Consider the following 20,455-nt stretch of genomic DNA (forward strand, 5'->3'; position numbering starts at 1 on the left):
CTGTAGCTTGTCGATCGGTTTGTACATTGTTTTAGTCCCTCGTATGCTCAAAATCTGTAAAAAACTGCAAGAAAAACGATTTGTTTTCGTCAAAATCCTTGCTATCATTATACCAGAAAGTGGGGCAAAAGTCAGTAAAATCAAGTGTTTGCGGCTTGATCAGCAGACACTAATTAAGGAAAATGTTTCGAATGAATCAGTTGAGGCGATAAACAAGCTTATAAATGAGGAAGAAAGGAAAAATAACCAAGCTGTTGAGGATATTAGAAATGCAATAGCTGTATATCAAGGACAAGCCACATTAGGAAAAATAAGTAATATTGTTCTTCATGAAGGTAGAAAACCGTTAAATTATTTTAAAAACCAGAGGGACAATCTTGAATATTATCATAAAAAATTTCTGTCAAATCATGATGATAAGTATGCAGATAAAATGCTGGAAATTACAGATGGTTATGATAGAAATGGGGATATTTTTGCGCGCTTATTTAGTCGGCTGGATCCTTTGGCATCGAAGAAAAGAGATACACAAAAAGTGTTTTTGGCAAAAAAAATGTTTACAGATGTAGTTGCGGTATTTGAGCATGAGTTGAAGGATTGCTCAATAACAGTTGAGATTAACTGCAGTGAAGATAGAAAATTCTATGGATGGGAACAGGATTTTTACACCGTTTTTACGAATTTGCTTGATAACAGTATTTATTGGATTAATCACGCAGGTTCCGACAAAAAAGAAATAACAATTACTGTCGAAGATGAGCAGTTCTTAATTGATTATCAAGATTCTGGACCAGGTATTAGCCAAGAATTGATTGAATCCGGGGTGATATATGAGCCTGAGTTTTCAACAAAGCCAGATGGTACAGGTTTAGGATTGGCTATTGCTGGTGAGGCCGCAGAAAGAAATTCATTGGACTTAAGGGCAATTTGGTCGGAAAGTGGAGCTCACTTTACATTACAGAGGAAGGAAGACTAAAACATGAAATGCTATAGCATATTGCTGGTTGAAGACACTGATGATGACGCTAAGAATTGTACGGATTCAGTTGACTTAATGAATGAGGAAAACGCAGATATATCAATAATGATTGATGTTACGAAGACGGTTGGTGAAGCGATTGAGAAGCTCAAATTGAATAATTATCATGGGGCAATTATTGATATAAAAATCGATGATGGTACAGATAAAAGTGGAAATGATGTGATTAAAGATATTATTTCTACGTATAGATTGCCTGTTGCAGTAATGACTGCTACGCCAGGATTTAAAGCAGATGAAGAGACGAATATTCCTATATATATAAAGGGGGAAACAAAATACAAGGAAATAATTAACGAGCTAATAGAAATCGATAATACTGGATTGTTCGATGTTTTAGGAGGCAAAGGAATTATTGAGAAGAAAATGGTTTCTGTTTTCTGGAATAATATTTATCCACAGTTAGATACTTGGAGAAAATATAGTGCAGAAGGAATTGATACTGAATCAATTCTTTTAAGATATATCCTTGCGCATTTGCTTGAAGGACTGAGTGAAGACGGACCTGCTTATTGTACTGAAGAAACTTATATTTCACTTAAAGGCATGGAAAATAGGTTACATACAGGAGATATTTTTTTGCATAAAGATAAATGCGAGTATTATATTTTGCTTTCTCCTCCATGCGATTTGGCACTTCATGATGGGAAGCCTAAGACTGAGACTCTTATGTTATGCGCAATAGAGGCTGTGCCGACTGGACTAGGAAAATCAAAATTATCTGAAATAGTTAAAAATAAAAAAGAGTTTTATCATTGTTACCGGATAATTCAATGTTTGATGGCGGCATTATTAATTTTAGAAGAGTTGTTACTGTTTCTTCTGATAAATTCTCTGATAAGTTTGATAGTCGGGGCATTAAAGTTCAAGATACATTTGTAAAGAATATAATGAATCGTTTTTCGGCTTATTATGCAAGACAAGGACAACCGGATTTTGCATTTGATAAAGAAATAGAAAACCGAATAAATAATAAGTGAATATTAACTAAAGATAGCTTTTGGAGTTTAAGTTTTTATTGATATTATGAGGATTCAGTAGTGAGAATCGAAGATATAATAATAGAACCTAATACTAAAAAAATTGATGAGAAAAACTGGGAAATCAATAAATGGAGGTAAGTATGTTTTGAAAAAATATAGATTTGGATTTGATATTTGTGGATTAGTACTTTTCTTTTTAATTATGATACCGAATTTTGTTTGGTTTGTAGTCCCAGCACCACATGATATTTTAAGAGTTGAGTCTGTAACGCTTGTAGTGGATAATATTGCATCCATAGCTCAAGTAGTAATGGTAGTTGGCTTATGTATTTTTAGAAATATAGGAAGAGAAAAGATACGAATAACAAATTTTATAATAGTTACGACAGTGTGCAGTTTAATATATTTTTTATGTTGGATATTATATTATTTAGGAATAACAAATGTAGGCGTTATATTGGGTTTAACTATTTTTCCATGCTTAGCATTTTTGTTTTATTCTTTTGATAGGAAAAATATGTTTGCTTTTGTTCCGGCATTGATTTTTATGATATGCCATTTAGTATATGCAATTATTAATTATATTGTGTAACAATCAGAAGTTAAGGGAGAAATAATGGTATGAAAATTAAATTTTTTGAAAAAGATGGACATATAAACCCTGAGTCAATATATGCAGGTGTATATCAGTTTAAAATTGGATTGTTAAATGATGAGGAGGAAAACTATTTGCCATTATACATAGGTGAATCATATTCAATGTTATCAAGATGTAGCAATCATTTATATGAGTTATTTCATAATGATCCATCCTATTTTGGACTTACTAAAGAAGATTTGAAAGATGATAAATTGCAACTGATTGTAGATATTTATGAGAAGGTATCATTAGAAGATAATATTTCAAATAGCGATAGAGATATTTTACTTCGTGAAAAAGAAATAGTAGCAATAGAAAAACTTATGCCACTTTCTCAAAATCGAACAAATGATAATTTAAATAAAAAGCGCAGTGCTATTGTGAAAGAGGCGATTAAAGAACTAAAATCCTGTAATAAATAAAGATAACTTCCAGTTTGTAAAGCAAACAATAGAGAATCTATGAGAAGAGCGTATGAATTTTATGATGAGTCCATATGCTTCCTGATCCGGTACGATTTTTGTGAGGAAAAATATGATTTTATGGTCGATACAGCATGAGCTTGCATATGAAAAAATGAGGCAGACCGGAGTGCTCAGAGCAGATAGAAATTTTATTTTAGAAGGCGGTTTCGGGAATTCTTATCAGTGGATGACGGAGCAGATGAAAAAAAGGATAGGGGAACCCCCGGAAGGAGTTCTATTCCCTGTTTGGGCATGGTATCAATGGGATGGAAAACGGAAACGTCCAGATATGCGGGTACACGGGCGTGGCTGGTGCAGAACAGGTACTCCTATTGTTTTACTAACCATAGAAGTTGCGGATGAATTGGTTTTACTTTCTGATTTTGATTACTGGCACTGTGTATTAAATGATGGAGAGATCATCTTGCCTTATGATGATGCTGCAGTTTATTCTGAAGAGGAAAAACGGAAAAGCTGGGAAAATATATTTGATATCAGTTGTTCTTTTGATGGGGAAGTACATTGGTCTCTTAGCACGCAGGCAACTATGTGGGAAATAAAGAGCGGATGGGTAAAAAAGGTTGAACACTTTGTATCCAGATAAATCGAAATTTTATCTTTACAAAGGCAACAATAAATCTCAGACTTACGGAGAGATTGAAAGCAACAGAAGATTTGAATTTGGAGGGGATTGTTATGACGGAAACGATGGGGGTTGCGATTGGAATTGGTCTTTTGTTGACTGCTATAATAATCGGTATAACAGATTCAGCATTAAGCTTTATCGCTTTTGCATTGGGATTTGGTGTGGGATTGGCGCTGCTGATTTATGCAGGAGCAAAATATAATCGCTAATAGAGAAGAAACTTCCAGTTTTTCGCGGTGCCCATTCACATTTCGCGGCGCTGTATGCTGTCGAAAAGGGTTTAATCCGGGTGTTAATCCAAGCTATGCAACCAGCGGTTGCAAAAAATGGTATCATAGCAACACCAGGGTGGTTCCATAATGATGATAGGATTGCTATGATTATGAAACAGGAGGTGTTACGATATGGCACTGGGAGATAATATACAATATTTGCGTAAAATGAATGACATTACGCAGGAGGAACTTGCAGAAAAGCTTTTTGTTTCAAGACAGACTATTTCAAAATGGGAAATGGATCAGGTATATCCGGAAATACCGAAACTCATAGAAATAGGCAGAATGTTTCACTGTAAAATTGATGAACTGCTTAAAGAAGATATGGGAAAACGAAAAAATGTCTATTCTGACATAACAGTAAAAAAGATTCCCGGATTTCGTATGGGGCGATATGTGATTATTTCGCACGATCCGGAAGATGATGTTCATGCTTACATGGACAGATGGGCTGAAACAAGCGGGTTAAATGCAGTTACAGATGATAAACCGAAACAGATCGGATGGGATTTTCCGTTTGTGTCGGCAGAACAGAAAAATCGTTTTGGATTAAGAGGTTATGTGTCTGCTTACATATTGCCGGATGGTTTTGAACCGGAGTGTGGTGGCGTGGAAATTGTGAACCAGAGAGCTGCCGATTATGCCTGCATAACAATTTGTGATCCCTTTTCAAGGGCTTTTGAATATATTCCGACGGCGTATAAAAAGATTCTGGAATATTTACAGGCAAATGGGCTCAAAGAAAATGTGAGCAGCGAATATTTATCCTGCTTTGAATATGTGTATGAAAAAGAAAATACGACATATATGGAAGTATGTATTCATGTGGATCCTGCCAGCTGGGAATAAATGATAGGAATGTGAGAAAGGCGACACAGGGCAGATACAAGATCATTTCCCGGAACTTTCCCATGCATAGCACGAATTCAGAAGCATAAAAAATCTTACATCTCTATAATGAAGTTTGACAAAGGAGATGTAATTATGAATATGGAAAGAATCAAAGAAAACAAACTGGGAACAATACTTCAGTTTTCAGTCCCAAGTATTATCGCAATGCTGCTGTCTACGGTGCTTACCCTGACGGATGGTTATTTTACCGGTAACTATGTGGGAGAACAGGCGTTAGCGGCGATCAATCTGGGACTGCCGATCCTGTATTTTTATCTCGGCGTCGGTCTGTGTGTGGGTGTCGGTGGAACCGTGATCAGCGGCAGGCTGCTCGGGGCAAAAAAACAGGATAAGGCTTCGCAGGTATTTTCACAGACGATCGTGACAGCAGCAGTGATCTGTGTCGTGACCTCGCTTTTGGTATTTTGCCTTTTTTCGCCGATCCTTAAGATCCTCAGAGCAGATGGTGAGCTGGCAGTTTATTTTACGCAGTACTACCGGATCATGCTTTTGAACTATCCGCTTATGGTGATCGGAACGATCCTTGGAATGTTCATCCGGGTGGATGGAAAACCGCAGGTATGCATGTTTGTGAGTATCGGAGGATGTATTTTAAACGCGGTTCTTGACGATATCCTGGTAGCAAAATTTGCGGTGGGAGTAAGTGGGAGTGCGGCTGCGTCACTCATCGTACAGGCAGTGACCGTGCTGGTGCAGCTATTATATTTTGCAGGTCCGTCATTATCGCTGCGGTTTCAGAGATTTCACTTTGACCGCGCGGTAAACCGGGAAACCATCTTAAATGGTTCTTCGGAATTTATTGGAGAGATGGCAAGTGCGGTATCGATGTTTGCGTTCAACTATGTGCTGATGAAATATGTCGGGGCAGAAGGGGTAGCCGCATTTTCTATCCTTGGGTTTGCCGTGTATGGATACAGTATGATCTCCATTGGCTTCGGCCAGGGACTGACGCCGCTTGTGAGCCGGTGCTGGGGCGCGGAAGAACACAAAACGGCGATGGAACTGCGTACTATGACGAACCGAATTTTAGCCGTGATCGGTGCGGTGTTTGCGCTTTCGTTCCTCGTATTCGGGCGGAGATACGCGGGAATGTTTGGCTGCAGCAGCAGTGTGGCAGACATGGTATCGGTGGGATTTTGCTTTTATGCTGTCACATTTTTCATTATGGGATATAATGTAATCAATTCCATGTACTTTACCAGCTGTGGTGACGCAAAAGCATCTGCACTGATCTCAGCATTGCGGGGACTTGTTTTGCTGCTGATCTTTACCCTGATTTTTCCTGCGATCTGGGGGATGACGGGAGTGTGGATGGCAACACCGGTGACCGAGACGATAACAGTTATGGTATCCACATGGCTGCTTATAAAGCAGAGAAGGATAATGGAGAGCAGAGGATGATCTTATGGAGGAAAAGAAAGACAGTACGAAGATAAAGCGTGCGGTGATCAATGAGGCGATCAATTACATACTGGACAATATCGACAGCGATATTGATGTGGAAGATGTGGCAAGACACTGTTCTTATTCCAAATATCATCTGATGCGGATGTTCAAAGAGGACATGGATGAGGCGCTTTATCAGTTTATCAAGCGTGTCCGTCTGGAAAGAAGCGCCTGGAGACTGAAGGTGGAGAGAGACAAAAGCATTACAGAGATCAGCGGAGACATCGGATATTCCTCTTCTAATTTCGCGACAGCGTTCAAAAAGCATTTAAATATTTCTCCGGCAGATTTCAGAAGGACAAGCGAGCAGATCATAGAACAGAGTTCATTTTCACATGGGATGTCGATGGATGATCTTGAATCTCTCACAGATCAGATCACGGTTGAGCAGCTGGATGGCTTTCTTGTCGTATACGAGAGGAAGAAAGGCAACTATCATAATCTGTCGGATGAATGGTGTGAGTTCATCGAAAAATATGAGTATCTCGCATCCGAAGATACGCTTTATATCGACTGTACGATAGACGATCCATCCATAACCGATGAAAACAGATGTATGTATGAGCTGTGCCAGACGATCCGGTCGGATCATCCCGCACTGAAAGAGGATCCGGGGCTTTTGACCCACACGTTTGCGGGTGGAAAATACGCGGTCTATCACTTTTATGGATTTCCGCAGCTGCTGTTTATGGTGTATCAGGAAATATTCTGCAGATGGCTTTCCAAAACGGGAAATCATCTCGATGACAGACCAATCCTTGATATCTATCGCTATGTGGGAGAGGATGGGAGCATGAAGATCGATATCTGTTTTCCGATCCGGTGATCCGGGGCGTGATCTTTCGTTCGTGTTGACGGCAGGACTATTTATGTGTATAATGATGGCTGGTAAACAGAATTGATTTCATTGAAAGAATGTTAAGAAAGGAGCGTACTATGAGCTGGAAAACGACCAATATTCACCTCACAAAAGGTAGCATTTGGGCTGTTTACAGGGATAGTGCGCTCTTTTTTAGGTGAAAAACTTATACTAAAAAAATAAAGAGTGAAAAACGCGCTATCTCCTGATCAGATATATTTGATTTGAAAAGGAGATTTTTTTATGCGTAAATTTAATATAAAAACACAGATACACAGCCTGTATGTGCTGACTACCGTAAGCTATTTTCAGATAGCCGGTGCGTCCTGGGTGGCGTTACTTGCACTCAGAGGATTTTCACTTCTGGAGATCGGAATGATTGAGAGTATTTTCCATGTGGTGAGTTCCTGCTTTGAGATTCCATCCGGTGTGGTGGCAGATGTTTTCGGGCGGAAAAAGACCATGGTGCTAAGCCGTCTCGTTAATCTGGTGTCGAGCATATTTATGATCGTATCGGTTGATTTTTGGACAGTAGCATTTGCGATCGCGTTAAACGCCATCAGCTACAATCTGGAGTCGGGTACGCGGGAGGCTTTGGCCTACGACAGTTTAAAGTCAGTCCGGCAGGAAGAAAAATATAACAGATTTGCATCGATGGAAATGATGCTGTACCGGATTACCAATTCTGCGGCAACGCTGTGTGCCGGGCTGGCATTGGGACTTGGATATAAGAAAGCGTATGCGGCAGATATCTTTTTTTGCCTGATAGCGGTTGGAATTGCATGCAGTCTGAAGGAAGTACAGATAGAAACAACGCCTGTTGGAAATTTGCAGGCAGACAGCAGGAAAAAGGGCGATCGGTTAAAGAGCGTGATAAGGGAAAGCTGGCATTTCCTTACCATGAACCAAAGAGCCAGACGCATTATGATCTTAAACGCGGTGATCGGCGCCATATCTACGCTGGTATTGTTCTTCTTGCAGGCGAAACTTCCGATGGCGGGGCTGGATAAGGCATTCCTGGGGCCGGCGCTTTTTGTGATGGGGCTTGGAGCCGCGCTCGGCTCGAAGGTCGTCGAATATTTCCCCAAATGGCGCTATGGGAAATACTTAATTTTAAGCGGAATGGGTGTTTTATTTGCCTTTGGCATGTCTTTTTCGGGAAATCCGTTCCTTATGATATGCGGTGGATTTATCGGCGCGTTTTCGGATGATTTTCTGGAAGTGCGCACGGATGTCATTTTAAACGACATGATCCCGTCAGAGCAGAGGGCAACACTGATCTCCGTGAATTCCTTTATGTTTTCGCTGGTCATGATCGTGCTGTCAACGGTTATGGGCGGGATCATGTGAGGAAAGAGTGCGGAATGGAGTGCCAGTATGGGCGCTCCATTTTTAGCATAAGATTTCAAAAATCATCTGGTTTGAAGAGAAAACATCTGTTATAATACTTTTGGAAAGAAAACAGGTGATCGTTTTCCGACTAAGGAGTGGAAAAAATGAAGAAAATAAGATCTAGATGCAAAGCTGCATGTCTGGTAGCTTTTGTTTTGCTGTTTTTGTCAGCGGGGAGTGTGAGATCTTATGCCGCGGAGACAAAAAGCGGTAGTGAAAATACAACGATAACAGTGGCTTCCAATGTCTCGGAACAGGAGATGGAACCCTACTTAAACGCGTTTCGCCAGAAATATCCCGGCATACAGGTCGATTATACCTGTTATTCGGATTATGAAAACGAGATTGGGGAGCAGATCGCGTCTGGTGATTACCCGGATGTTTTGTTCATCCCGGGATCGATTTCATCCGAGAATTACGCGGATTATTTTGAGCCGCTCGGAACGAAAGAGGATCTTGGCAAAAAATATGATTACCTGCAGGGCAGCAAGGTCGTTGAAAATACGATATACGGGATCCCGTCATCCGCATATGTAAACGGGCTGATCTATAATAAGGAAGTATTTGACAAAGCGGGGATCACGGAACCGCCAAAATCCATCAGTGAGTTTCTGGAAAGTCTGAATATGATAAAGGAACGCACGGATGCGATCCCGTTTTATACGAACTATGCGGCGGGCTGGACACTGCAGGCATGGGAACAGTATCCGTTTATCGCAATGACCGGGGATCCGGATTACAAGGAAAACGGATTTGTCAATGAGCTGGATCCTTTTTTGCAGGGAACCACACATTATGAAGTATATCAGTTGTTATATGACATCGTAAAAGACGGTCTCTGTGAGGAGACGCCGGAAAACAGTGACTGGGAGCAGTCCAAGATCCTGATGAATGAGGGAAAGATCGGCTGCATGGCAATCGGTTCCTGGGCGTTAAAGCAGGTGCAGGATGCTGGAAACAATCCGGATGCCATAGGATACATGCCATTTCCGAATGAAGTGGATGGAAAACAGTACATGACGATCGTGACCGATTACTGTTATGGCATCAATAAGAACAGCACACAGAAAGAGGCGGCGAGAGCGTATATCGATTATATGCTCGATGAGTCGGGTTACGCGCTGGATCATGAGGTGCTTTCCCTCGTCAAGACGGATCCGATCCTGGAAAGCTATGGGGATATGCAGAATGTCATCTGTCTTTGCAATAATCAGGCGAGTGATGAAAATTACCGCAAAAGACAGATCTTATCGACCAATCTGAATATCCTTGACAGTACGGACGAGATCAAGCGTGTGATCGAGGCGGCAGAAGGAAAGCGCGATGAGAGCTTTGATGAGATCGCGTCCGACTGGAATGAACGATGGGAATCATCGCGGACCGAGGACATGATGCCGGGGGATGCCAAACACACCACAGTGCTTGGCAGTGCGCTCAGCAAAAACTATGAGATCGAATTTTCGGATACGGAACGCAAATATATCAGTGGCTTAAAGGAATTAAGGATCGGATATCTGAAAAACATGGCGCCTTTCCAGTATGAGCAGTCAGGAGACTTTCAGGGTGTTTTAAAAAATATCATGGATATTGTGGCGGACGATCTTGAAGTTTCGCTCGTAGAAAAAGGCTATGATAATACCGAGCAGATGGTGCAGGCATTAAATGACGGCGACATCGATATGGTCGTCGGGATGGACAAGTCGTCCGGCTACGGTTCGGGACTGAAATTTTCGGCAAAATCCCTGGATGTCATGAAGGTCATGGTAAAGAGCGACTCCAAAAAGGCAAATGATGCACTGAAAGGGTCAATGGCGCAGATCACGGGAGAGGATTACTCGGATTTACAGACCGAGGCGTCTAAGATCATAGAAACCGATGATCTGGTAGACAGTCTCAGCGCGATCGAGACGTTAAAGGCGGATTTTACAGTCTCCGATTATTACGGAGTGTATTACTATACGCAGGAACAGGGATTTGAACACCTTGATATCACACCGATCTCAGGAAGCAGCAGTCTGTGTTTCGCGTATGCGAAGGAGTGCGATACCAGACTGATTTCGGTGTGCAATAAAGTCCTTTACAGTATCCCGGATGAAAATAAACAGATCATGCTGGACGAGAGCATGAAAAACGGAAATCAGCAGGTTACATTAAAGCGCTTTATCGAAGCAAATACGATCCCGTGTCTGGTCGTGGTAAATTTGTTTTTCGGGATCATTCTGATCCTCATCGTGATCATGGCAAGACAGCGGGCAAAAATGGCGAGAATGGATGCGCTGACCGGGCTTTATAACCGCTATGGGATCCGCTGGCGCATGAAACAGTTTTACGACAAAAAGCATTTCCCGATGATATTTTCGATCCTTGACATTGACAGGTTCAAGTCCGTAAACGATACCCTGGGACATCTTGGAGGGGACGAAGCGTTAAAGCTGCTTGCGGATAATATGAAAGAAGTTTTCGGAAACAGGGCAGTCCTCGGAAGATACGGCGGAGATGAATTTGTGATCGGATTTTACGGAAAAGACCTTGCGGAAGCGGAGAAAAAGTTTGGCGAGCTTGTGACACGCATGGACAGACGCTTTGCGTTCGGGGAAGCGGAAGTAGATCTGTCGATCAGTGTGGGTGTCGTGATCGTTGAGGAGGAAGTGAGCTATGATGACCTGTTCAAGACGGCAGATCAGGCGCTTTATTCGGTAAAGGAAAAAGGAAAGAACAATTACCGGATGGTATCCTACAAAAGTATTTATAAGCAGAAATAATAATTGAATAATCATTAAGAACATGGTATAACAGATATGTGTTTTTGCACTGCGAAAGAAAATTCTTTAGGAAAAAGACTGGAGGAATCATAAGAATGAAAAAGATGGAAGATTATGTAAGAACGATCCCGGATTTTCCGGAACCGGGCATTATGTTCCGTGATGTAACAAGCGTACTGCAGGACCCGGATGGATTGAAACTTGCCATTGATTCCATGATAAAACTGCTTGATGGTGTGGAGTTTGACGTTATTGCGGGAGCGGAGTCAAGAGGCTTCATTTTTGGCGCGCCGATCGCTTACGCGATGGGAAAATCCTTTGTGCTGATCCGCAAAAAAGGAAAACTGCCATGCGAGACCGTATCCGCAAAGTACGACCTGGAATACGGCAGCGCGGAGATCGAGATGCACAAAGACTCGGTAAAACCGGGACAGAAGGTGGTGCTGGTCGATGATCTGATCGCGACAGGCGGAACGATCGAAGCCGCTGCAAAGCTGGTGGAAGAGTTAGGCGGAGAAGTCGTAAAAATTATTTTCCTGATGGAACTTGCCGGATTAAAGGGACGGGACAAGCTCGCGAAATATGATGTGGCTTCGGTTATCACCTACGATGGAAAATAAAAAATAAATGGGAGAGAAGAAATGCTTAATAAACTTTTTAAATTAGAAGAGAACCATACGAATGTAAAGACGGAGGTGTTGGCAGGCATCACCACTTTCATGACGATGGCTTATATCCTTGCGGTAAATCCGACGATGCTTTCCGCAGCGGGTATGGACGCGACAGCGGTACTGATCGCTACCTGTCTGGCTGCTTTTGTCGGAACCCTTGCCATGGCACTGCTCGCCAATTATCCGTTTGCGCTTGCGCCGGGTATGGGATTGAACGCGTATTTCGCGTATACGGTCTGCGGCAATATGGGCTATGACTGGAGAGTTGCCTTAATGGCAGTCTTCATCGAAGGAATCATTTTCGTAGTACTGTCACTGACCAACGTGCGTGAAGCAATCTTTAACGCAATTCCTAGTACCTTAAAGAAGGGTGTCAGCGCTGGAATCGGACTGTTTATCGCGTTTATCGGACTTCAGGGTGCGCATATCGTGGTAGCAAACAGCTCTACACTGGTATCCTATGTAAATTTCACAGAAAACTGGCACACCGAAGGAATCTGCGCACTGCTTGCGCTGATCGGCCTGCTCATTACCGTAGTGCTCTATATTAAAGGGATCAAAGGATCAATCCTGATCGGAATCATTGCGACATGGGTGCTTGGCATGATCTGTCAGGCAGCGGGAATCTATCAGGTAGATGCCGAAAGCGGATTCTATTCGCTGTATCCGGCACTTGGAATGACAGATTTCACTGCGATCGGAAAGACATTTGGACAGTGCTTTGCCGCAGATTTTGATGGCGTAGGCATATTCAATTTCATTGTTGTTTTATTCTCATTCCTGTTCGTTGATATTTTTGATACGATCGGCACACTGATCGGAGTATCTTCCAAGGCAGGTATGCTCGATGAGAAAGAAAAACTGCCGAGGATCAAACCGGCACTGCTTGCAGATGCGATCGCAACTACGGCAGGCGCTGTATTTGGAACTTCCACAACCACAACATTCGTAGAGAGCTCCGCAGGTGTGGGCGCAGGCGCGCGTACCGGACTTTCTTCTGTTGTGACCGGATTTTTGTTTTTACTTGCGATCTTCTTCGCACCGATTTTTACAGCGATCCCGGGATTCGCAACAGCACCGGCTCTGATCTTTGTCGGATTTTTGATGATCTCCGCGATCCTGCAGATCGATTTTTCCGATCTGACCGAAGCGGTACCGGCTTATCTGTGTCTGCTTGCGATGCCTATGGTATACAGCATTTCTGAGGGAATCGCGATCGGAGTTATCTCTTATGTACTGATCAACCTGATCTGCGGAAAGAGAAAGAAGATCACACCGTTAATGTATGTACTTGCGGTACTGTTTGTCTGCAAATATATCTTCTTATAAAGAAAACGATAAAAAAACAAAAAAGAGTTCAAAAAGGGATGTGCTTTTTCGGAAGTACATCCTTTTTTTGACCGCTGTTCCATGACGGAATATACGGGAGAATCCCGTTATTGTTGTGTTGACAATTTTCTGTAAAATTAATAAAATGTTATTATATAGAAACATAAAATAGAAAAAGTGGGGCGGATTGTATGGACAAAATGATTCTTGTGGTAGATGATGAACCGCTGGATCGCGGAATCCTGAAAGATATGCTGGATCGGGAATATGATGTGATAGAGGCAGGAGACGGAAAAGAAGCATTGGGGATGCTGGCGCAGCATAAAAAGAGCATTGTGGCAGTGCTGTTAGATCTTACCATGCCGCAGATGGATGGATTTGCGCTGCTTGAGGCGATGCGGGAGGATGAAGATTACCGCAGCATACCTGCGCTGGTCCTCACCGCGAGCAGCGACGAGGCAGCCGAATTAAAAGCGTTTCAATGCGGCGCATGGGACTTTATCACAAAGCCGTTCCATAAGGATATACTGGATTTCCGCCTGAAAAACGCGATCTCACGGAGCAATCTTTCCGCATTCCGGCAGCTGACCTATATTGCGGAATATGATGTGCTGACGGATATTTATAATAAAGAAAAGTTTTTCCGCCAGACGAAAGAGCTGCTCCATGCAAATCCGGATCAGAAATATTGCTGTATCAGCTTTGACATCAACCGCTTTCAGCTGATCAATTCCTTTTACGGAACAAAAGAAGGAGACCGCATGCTAAAGCATGTTGCGCGGACGTTAAGGCAGGAGATGGAAAAGCGGCATGACGGAAGTACATACGGCAGAATAGACGCGGATATCTTTGTTTTTTGCATTCCGTTCAAAGAAGCCGAAAAGGTCGAGGAGGAGATTAAAGAATTAGATCAAAAGATCAGGGATTATGATCTGAATTTTGACATCGTGATTACTTACGGCATCTATGTGATCGAGGATAACAGCATGCCGGTGGGAACGATCTATGACCGTTCGAGGCTGGCGGCGAGACAGGCAAAGGGAAAATACATAAACAGTTACGCGTTTTATACCGAGGAACTGACAAAGAAACTGGAAACGGAGCAGAAGATCACAAACGAAATGAACGATGCGTTAAAGGAAGGGCAGTTCATCGTTTATCTGCAGCCGAAATACAATATCAGAAATAACCGGCTGTCCGGGGCGGAAGCGCTGGTGCGCTGGAAACATCCAAAAGAGGGGATGATCTCTCCGGGAACTTTTATTCCGGTGTTTGAGCGAAACGGGTTCATTACCAGACTCGATTATTATATCTGGGAACAGGTCTGCATGCTGCTGCGCAAATGGATGGACGAGGGGATTATGCCGCGTCCGATCTCGGTCAATGTTTCGCGTGTCAATCTGTATAACCCGAAGTTTGTGGAGATGCTCTGTACACTGACCGAAAAATACAGACTGCCGAGAAATCTGCTCCAGCTCGAATTGACGGAGAGTGCCTATACAGACAATCCGCAGATTATAAAAGAAGCGATGAGCCGGTTGCACGAAAAAGGTTTTACGGTGTTGATGGATGACTTTGGAAGCGGATATTCTTCCTTAAATACCTTAAAGGATATCCAGGTGGATATTTTAAAGATTGACATGAAGTTTTTTGAAAAATCAGAGATCCGGGGGAGAGGAGAGAATATCACGGCATCTGTCGTGCGCATGGCAAAATGGCTGCATATGCCGACCATCGCGGAGGGCGTAGAGGAAAAGGAACAGGTGGATTTCCTGCGGGGGATCGGCTGTGAATTTGTGCAGGGCTATTATTTTGCGAAGCCGATGCCGGTAGAGGAGTATGATCGCATTGCAAGAGAAAACGGTGTGTTTGAGGACAGAGAGACCGAGGAAGAGGGAAAAAGGATGATGGCGGGATTTGATTCCCGTTTGGAAAAGATGTTCTCCAACGTCATGCAGGCGATCGGCATCTATGAATATTCTGAGGACGGACTCGAACTGATCGAGGTAAACAATGCGTTTTATGAACTGTTCGGATGGGAAGACCGGGCGCTGCACAGTGATAATCTCATGGAAGTGGTGCGGCCGGAGGACAGACAGTTGTTTATGGAAACGATCGGACGGGCAGCAAGAACCAAGGGAAAGGCGGAGTGCGAGTACGGACGGCTGCTCAGTGACGGGCGGTCGATCTGGGTGCGGATCAAGCTAAAGTATATCAGTCATGTCGGCAATAAGAGCATTCTGGTCGGTTCCCTTACGGACATTACGGAACAGCGGGAAGTGGAGATGGAATTGAGCCGTTACCGGACAGCAATTCTAAATCATAAGACAGAGTACGGAAAGATCCTTGTGGTGGATGATGAAAAGCGGAACCGCGACCGGATACGCGCTGTTTTTGAGGAAGAATATGAAGTCCTGGAGGCGGAAAACGGAGAAGCGGCGATCGGGCTGTTAAAGGAAAACAATTATGAGATCGATGTGATCTTTCTTGACCTTGCCATGCCGGTCATGGACGGGATCCGTTTCCTGGAAGAGAAGAAAAAGGATGAGGGCATGGAGGAGATACCGGTCATTGTCATTACATCGGATGACACTTCACAGAAGCAGATACAGGCGATCACACTCGGGGCGAGCGATTACATCGTAAAGCCGTTTGTAGGGGAGACGCTGCGCAAAAGAACCCGTAATGTGCTGGAATCCAAACGAAATTTAGAGAAGTATGTTCACGCGGCAAAGGAAAATATGAAAAAAGTGTGAAAAGCAAAAAAACCACTTGAAAAGTGGTTTTTTTGTCCCTATAATGTTTGATGTCAAACAAATAAGAAAAGAGATGAATCATGACAAAAGAGTATGTTTCCAGAAAACTGCATTCACTGTCCAATCTGATCATGCGCTACTTTGATAACTCCCCGATCAAAAAGAGTCTGGATCAGGTGACCGGCACCAACGGGTGGATCATCGGTTATCTTGCGGATCATGATGACAGAGTGATCTATCAGAAGGATCTTGAAAAGGAATTCGGGATCACGCGTTCCACCGCGTCGAAAGTGGTCAACCGGATGGAGCAGAAGGGACTGATCCGCAGGGAGTGTGTGGCGGAGGATGCCCGGTTGCGCAAACTCACCCTGACACCGGAAGCGTGGGATATTTTCCACAAGATGGAAGTGGATCACACCAATCTGGAGCGGAAGCTGATGAAAGGCTTCTCAGAGGAAGAAACAGAAAAACTGCGTGGGTATATTGACAGAATGTATGAGAATATGATGCAGTAACGGGACGATATAAGGAGGGAAAGAATGTTAAAGACATTAGGATCACAGATCAGGGAATTTAAAAAAGATTCCCTTTTAACACCGGTCTTTATGATTTTGGAAGTCATCATGGAAACAGTCATTCCGCTTCTGATGGCCTCTATTATCGATGACGGTGTAGAGAAAGGAGATATCCACCATATTTACATGGTGGGAGCCGCAATGGTACTGATCGCGGCACTCGGACTTCTGTTCGGTGTCCTGGGCGGAAAATACGGTGCAAGAGCGTCTTCCGGTTTCGCACGGAACTTAAGAAAGGCGATGTATGAAAATATTCAGACATTCAGCTTTTCCAACATTGACAAATATTCGACGGCGGGGTTAGTCACCAGACTTACCACAGATGTAACCAATATCCAGAATGCCTATCAGATGATCCTGCGTATGTGTGTGCGCGCGCCGTTCAGTATGATCTGCGCGATGGTGATGGCATTTGCGATCAACGCGAAACTGGCATCAGTCTATCTGGTAGCGGTGATCTTTCTTGGCGGATGCCTTGCGCTCATCATCCGTCAGGCAACAAAATATTTTAACCAGGTATTTGAAAAATACGATGACTTGAATGCCAGCGTGCAGGAGAACGTATCCGCGATCCGTGTGGTAAAAGCATATGTGAGAGAGGATCACGAAAAGAAGAAATTTAAAAAGGCAAGTGAGAATGTCTACCACATGTTTGTAAAGGCAGAGAGCCTGATCGCATGGAATACGCCGCTGATGCAGTTTACCGTATATGCGTGTATCTTGGGAATCAGCTGGCTCGGCGCGAAAATGATCGTTGCGGATACCCTGACAACCGGGGAACTGATGAGCCTTCTTACCTATTGTATGAACATTCTGATGAGTCTCATGATGCTCTCCATGGTGTTCGTTATGATCACAATGAGTATGGCGAGCGCGAGACGTATCACAGAAGTGTTAAATGAGGAAGCGGATATCAGAAATCCAGAGCAGCCGGTCATGGAAGTAAAAGACGGAAGCGTTGTATTTGACCATGTGAACTTCAGTTATAAGAAAGACGCAAAGAGCTGTGTGTTAAAGGATATCAACCTGGATATCCATTCCGGGGAGACGATCGGTATCCTCGGTGGAACCGGTAGCGCAAAATCCAGTCTGGTCAATCTGATCACGCGTCTTTATGATGTGTCCACCGGAAAAGTTCTGGTAGGCGGTGTGGATGTGCGAGACTATGATCTGGATACTTTGCGCAATGAGGTGTCCGTGGTACTCCAGAATAACGTGCTGTTTTCCGGAAGTATTCTCGATAATCTGCGCTGGGGCGATAAGAATGCCAGTGAGCAGGAATGTAAGCGTGCGTGTGAACTTGCGTGTGCGGATGAATTTATAGAGCGGATGCCGGATAAATACCATACGCATATCGAACAGGGCGGAAATAATGTATCCGGCGGACAAAAGCAGCGGCTCTGTATCGCGAGAGCACTGTTAAAAAAGCCGAAGATCCTGATCCTGGATGATTCGACCAGCGCGGTAGATACCGCGACCGACGCAAAGATAAGAAAGGCATTTGCGGAAGAGATTCCGGATACGACCAAGTTTATCATTGCGCAGCGTGTATCAAGCCTTATGAATGCAGACCGCATCATTGTGATGGATGACGGATGTGTGAGCGGAGTAGGCACACACGAAGAACTGCTTGCGAATAACGCGATCTACCGGGATGTTTACGAATCCCAGACGGCAGGCAGCGGAGATTTCGATGAGAAAGGAGAGGAGTAAGATGCCGGGATCGATGAAACCAAAAAAGACCAAAGAACCGGGAAAACTGTTTATGCGTCTGATGTCTTACATATTTAAGAATTACGGGCTTGCGTGTGTGGTCGTTGTGATCTGTATTTTTATCACGGCGCTGTCCAGTGTGCAGGGAACCATGTTCATGCAGACACTGATCGATGATTATATCATTCCACTTACCAAAAGCGCGAACCCCGATTTTAGCGGGCTGATCCATGCGATCCTCCGCGTGGCAGCATTTTACCTCTGTGGTGTAGTGGCGGCATACGCTTATACACGGATCATGGTAAATGTCACACAGGGCACATTAAAAAATTTCCGTGATGATATGTTTTTGACGATGGAAACACTTCCGATCCGGTATTTTGATACACATGCGCACGGAGATATCATGTCCTGCTATACCAACGACATCGATACGTTACGGCAGATGATCAGCCAGAGTATTCCACAGCTGATCTCGAGTGTGATCACGATCGTAAGTGTACTGGTGTGCATGATTCGTTTAAATATCCCGCTCACGTTCGCAACGCTTGTCATGGTGGCACTTATGCTGCTTATCACAAAGAAGCTGGCAGGACTCAGCGGAAAATATTTTATAGAACAACAGAAGAATATCGGTATCGTCAACGCTCACATCGAGGAAATGATGAACGGGCAGAAGGTGGTAAAAGTATTCTGCCATGAGAAAGAAAGTATTGAGCAGTTTAACAAATTAAACGATGAACTCTTCCACAGCTCGGATAACGCGAACAAATTCGCGAACATCCTGATGCCGATCAACGCACAGATCGGAAATATCAGCTATGTGATCTGCGCGATCCTGGGCGGTGTGCTTGCGATCAACGGCTATGGCGGATTTACGCTCGGCGCGCTTGCAAGTTTCCTCACCTTTAACAAGTCGTTCAATATGCCGATCAACCAGGTCAGCCAGCAGTTAAACAGTGTGGTCATGGCGCTTGCGGGTGCGGAACGTATCTTTGCGCTTCTCGATGAAAAGCCGGAGACCGATGAGGGCTATGTGGAACTTGCCAATGCGACGATCGGACCGGACGGGGAAGTAAAAGAGAGTGAGAAGCGTACCGGAATCTGGGCGTGGAAACATTTCCATAAGGCGGAGGGAACGACGACCTACCGCAAGATGGAGGGCGATGTGGTCTTTAATCATGTGGATTTCGGTTATAATGATGAAAAGATCGTGCTGCATGACATTGAGCTTTACGCGAAACCGGGACAGAAGATCGCGTTTGTCGGCGCGACCGGAGCCGGTAAGACAACGATCACCAATCTGATCAACCGTTTTTATGATATCCAGGACGGAAAGATCCGTTATGACGGGATCAATATCAACAAGATCAAAAAAGCAGATCTGCGCAGATCGCTCGGGATCGTTTTGCAGGATACCCATCTGTTTACCGGAACCGTAATGGAAAACATCCGTTACGGAAAACTGGATGCAACCGATGAGGAAGTTATGGCGGCAGCGAAGCTCGCAAACGCGGACGGTTTTATCAAAAGACTGCCGGATGGCTATGATACGATGCTGACCGGGGATGGAAAGAATTTAAGCCAGGGACAGCGGCAGCTGCTTGCGATCGCACGCGCGGCCGTGGCGGATCCGCCGGTACTGATCCTCGATGAGGCGACCAGTTCCATTGATACGAGAACGGAAAAACTGGTACAGCAGGGGATGGATCGCCTGATGGAAGGACGCACGACCTTTGTGATCGCGCATCGCCTTTCCACAGTGCGCAACAGTGACTGCATTATGGTACTTGAGCAGGGACATATTATAGAAAAAGGTACGCATGATCAGCTGATCGCGGAGGGCGGCAAGTATTACCAGCTTTATACCGGAAAAATTGTAAACGCATAAAAAACAATATGTGGAGCAGGCTATATCTGGACAACAGTTTGTAGCATGCTCCTTTTTGGAATCATTCTTAATAGCAGACAAAAAGAAAAAATACAAAAAAAC

Annotated in this window: 17 protein-coding genes; all 17 read left to right on the top strand. The window is 43.9% G+C overall.

The annotated features are described in order from the left end of the window. Nucleotides 1-976, top strand: a 976-nt coding sequence (locus H8Z76_RS02630; RefSeq protein ID WP_243240401.1) for an ATP-binding protein, incomplete at its 5' end; no start/stop codon positions are given. Nucleotides 977-979: 3 nt separating this feature from the next. Then, nucleotides 980-1,921, top strand: coding sequence for a response regulator (locus H8Z76_RS02635; protein WP_186981579.1), 942 nt, complete (start codon nucleotides 980-982; stop codon nucleotides 1,919-1,921). A 246-nt stretch (nucleotides 1,922-2,167) separates the two neighbouring features. Then, nucleotides 2,168-2,614, top strand: a complete 447-nt coding sequence (locus H8Z76_RS02640; protein ID WP_243240403.1) for a hypothetical protein — start codon at nucleotides 2,168-2,170, stop codon at nucleotides 2,612-2,614. A gap of 29 nt (nucleotides 2,615-2,643) precedes the next feature. After that, complete coding sequence (locus tag H8Z76_RS02645) at nucleotides 2,644-3,084, top strand: hypothetical protein (RefSeq protein ID WP_186981581.1); 441 nt, start codon at nucleotides 2,644-2,646, stop codon at nucleotides 3,082-3,084. A 112-nt stretch (nucleotides 3,085-3,196) separates the two neighbouring features. Continuing rightward, the gene (locus tag H8Z76_RS02650; RefSeq protein WP_186981582.1) at nucleotides 3,197-3,730 is read left to right on the top strand and encodes a DUF3841 domain-containing protein; all 534 of its coding nucleotides are present in this window, start codon (nucleotides 3,197-3,199) and stop codon (nucleotides 3,728-3,730) included. Nucleotides 3,731-3,822: 92 nt separating this feature from the next. Beyond that, complete coding sequence (locus H8Z76_RS02655) at nucleotides 3,823-3,981, top strand: hypothetical protein (RefSeq protein WP_243240405.1); 159 nt, start codon at nucleotides 3,823-3,825, stop codon at nucleotides 3,979-3,981. A gap of 195 nt (nucleotides 3,982-4,176) precedes the next feature. After that, nucleotides 4,177-4,896: a helix-turn-helix transcriptional regulator gene (locus tag H8Z76_RS02660; RefSeq protein ID WP_186981583.1), complete on the top strand. Its 720-nt coding sequence runs from the start codon at nucleotides 4,177-4,179 to the stop codon at nucleotides 4,894-4,896. Nucleotides 4,897-5,031: 135 nt separating this feature from the next. Continuing rightward, the gene (locus H8Z76_RS02665; protein WP_186981584.1) at nucleotides 5,032-6,360 is read left to right on the top strand and encodes an MATE family efflux transporter; all 1,329 of its coding nucleotides are present in this window, start codon (nucleotides 5,032-5,034) and stop codon (nucleotides 6,358-6,360) included. A gap of 4 nt (nucleotides 6,361-6,364) precedes the next feature. Further along, entirely contained in the window at nucleotides 6,365-7,231 is an 867-nt protein-coding gene (locus tag H8Z76_RS02670) for an AraC family transcriptional regulator (RefSeq protein WP_022515339.1), read from the top strand. A gap of 276 nt (nucleotides 7,232-7,507) precedes the next feature. Further along, nucleotides 7,508-8,614: an MFS transporter gene (locus tag H8Z76_RS02675; protein WP_186981585.1), complete on the top strand. Its 1,107-nt coding sequence runs from the start codon at nucleotides 7,508-7,510 to the stop codon at nucleotides 8,612-8,614. Between the two features lie 146 nt (nucleotides 8,615-8,760). Continuing rightward, nucleotides 8,761-11,418: an extracellular solute-binding protein gene (locus H8Z76_RS02680; protein ID WP_147618176.1), complete on the top strand. Its 2,658-nt coding sequence runs from the start codon at nucleotides 8,761-8,763 to the stop codon at nucleotides 11,416-11,418. Nucleotides 11,419-11,513: 95 nt separating this feature from the next. Continuing rightward, a complete protein-coding gene (locus H8Z76_RS02685) occupies nucleotides 11,514-12,038 on the top strand; it encodes an adenine phosphoribosyltransferase (protein WP_022515341.1) in 525 nt (174 codons plus the stop codon). A gap of 21 nt (nucleotides 12,039-12,059) precedes the next feature. Beyond that, nucleotides 12,060-13,418, top strand: a complete 1,359-nt coding sequence (locus tag H8Z76_RS02690; protein WP_147618175.1) for an NCS2 family permease — start codon at nucleotides 12,060-12,062, stop codon at nucleotides 13,416-13,418. A 191-nt stretch (nucleotides 13,419-13,609) separates the two neighbouring features. Further along, the gene (locus H8Z76_RS02695; RefSeq protein WP_186981586.1) at nucleotides 13,610-16,174 is read left to right on the top strand and encodes an EAL domain-containing protein; all 2,565 of its coding nucleotides are present in this window, start codon (nucleotides 13,610-13,612) and stop codon (nucleotides 16,172-16,174) included. Nucleotides 16,175-16,254: 80 nt separating this feature from the next. After that, a complete protein-coding gene (locus H8Z76_RS02700) occupies nucleotides 16,255-16,689 on the top strand; it encodes a MarR family winged helix-turn-helix transcriptional regulator (protein ID WP_022515345.1) in 435 nt (144 codons plus the stop codon). 24 nt (nucleotides 16,690-16,713) lie between these two features. Next, nucleotides 16,714-18,462, top strand: a complete 1,749-nt coding sequence (locus tag H8Z76_RS02705; protein WP_186981587.1) for an ABC transporter ATP-binding protein — start codon at nucleotides 16,714-16,716, stop codon at nucleotides 18,460-18,462. A gap of 1 nt (nucleotide 18,463) precedes the next feature. Further along, a complete protein-coding gene (locus H8Z76_RS02710) occupies nucleotides 18,464-20,353 on the top strand; it encodes an ABC transporter ATP-binding protein (protein ID WP_330594942.1) in 1,890 nt (629 codons plus the stop codon). Nucleotides 20,354-20,455 lie beyond the last annotated feature (102 nt).

It is taken from the genome of Roseburia yibonii, from assembly GCF_014297335.1.
GTDB classification, from domain to species: domain Bacteria; phylum Bacillota; class Clostridia; order Lachnospirales; family Lachnospiraceae; genus Roseburia_D; species Roseburia_D yibonii.

What these genes read in the sequence shown, in the direction of transcription:
- H8Z76_RS02690 (WP_147618175.1), top strand. Translation starts at nt 12,060, where the DNA reads ATGCTTAATAAACTTTTTAAATTAGAAGAGAACCATACGAATGTAAAG.
- H8Z76_RS02655 (WP_243240405.1), top strand. Translation starts at nt 3,823, where the DNA reads ATGACGGAAACGATGGGGGTTGCGATTGGAATTGGTCTTTTGTTGACT.
- H8Z76_RS02700 (WP_022515345.1), top strand. Translation starts at nt 16,255, where the DNA reads ATGACAAAAGAGTATGTTTCCAGAAAACTGCATTCACTGTCCAATCTG.
- H8Z76_RS02665 (WP_186981584.1), top strand. Translation starts at nt 5,032, where the DNA reads ATGAATATGGAAAGAATCAAAGAAAACAAACTGGGAACAATACTTCAG.
- H8Z76_RS02685 (WP_022515341.1), top strand. Translation starts at nt 11,514, where the DNA reads ATGAAAAAGATGGAAGATTATGTAAGAACGATCCCGGATTTTCCGGAA.
- H8Z76_RS02695 (WP_186981586.1), top strand. Translation starts at nt 13,610, where the DNA reads ATGGACAAAATGATTCTTGTGGTAGATGATGAACCGCTGGATCGCGGA.
- H8Z76_RS02660 (WP_186981583.1), top strand. Translation starts at nt 4,177, where the DNA reads ATGGCACTGGGAGATAATATACAATATTTGCGTAAAATGAATGACATT.
- H8Z76_RS02675 (WP_186981585.1), top strand. Translation starts at nt 7,508, where the DNA reads ATGCGTAAATTTAATATAAAAACACAGATACACAGCCTGTATGTGCTG.
- H8Z76_RS02650 (WP_186981582.1), top strand. Translation starts at nt 3,197, where the DNA reads ATGATTTTATGGTCGATACAGCATGAGCTTGCATATGAAAAAATGAGG.
- H8Z76_RS02705 (WP_186981587.1), top strand. Translation starts at nt 16,714, where the DNA reads ATGTTAAAGACATTAGGATCACAGATCAGGGAATTTAAAAAAGATTCC.
- H8Z76_RS02680 (WP_147618176.1), top strand. Translation starts at nt 8,761, where the DNA reads ATGAAGAAAATAAGATCTAGATGCAAAGCTGCATGTCTGGTAGCTTTT.
- H8Z76_RS02635 (WP_186981579.1), top strand. Translation starts at nt 980, where the DNA reads ATGAAATGCTATAGCATATTGCTGGTTGAAGACACTGATGATGACGCT.
- H8Z76_RS02645 (WP_186981581.1), top strand. Translation starts at nt 2,644, where the DNA reads ATGAAAATTAAATTTTTTGAAAAAGATGGACATATAAACCCTGAGTCA.
- H8Z76_RS02670 (WP_022515339.1), top strand. Translation starts at nt 6,365, where the DNA reads ATGGAGGAAAAGAAAGACAGTACGAAGATAAAGCGTGCGGTGATCAAT.
- H8Z76_RS02710 (WP_330594942.1), top strand. Translation starts at nt 18,464, where the DNA reads ATGCCGGGATCGATGAAACCAAAAAAGACCAAAGAACCGGGAAAACTG.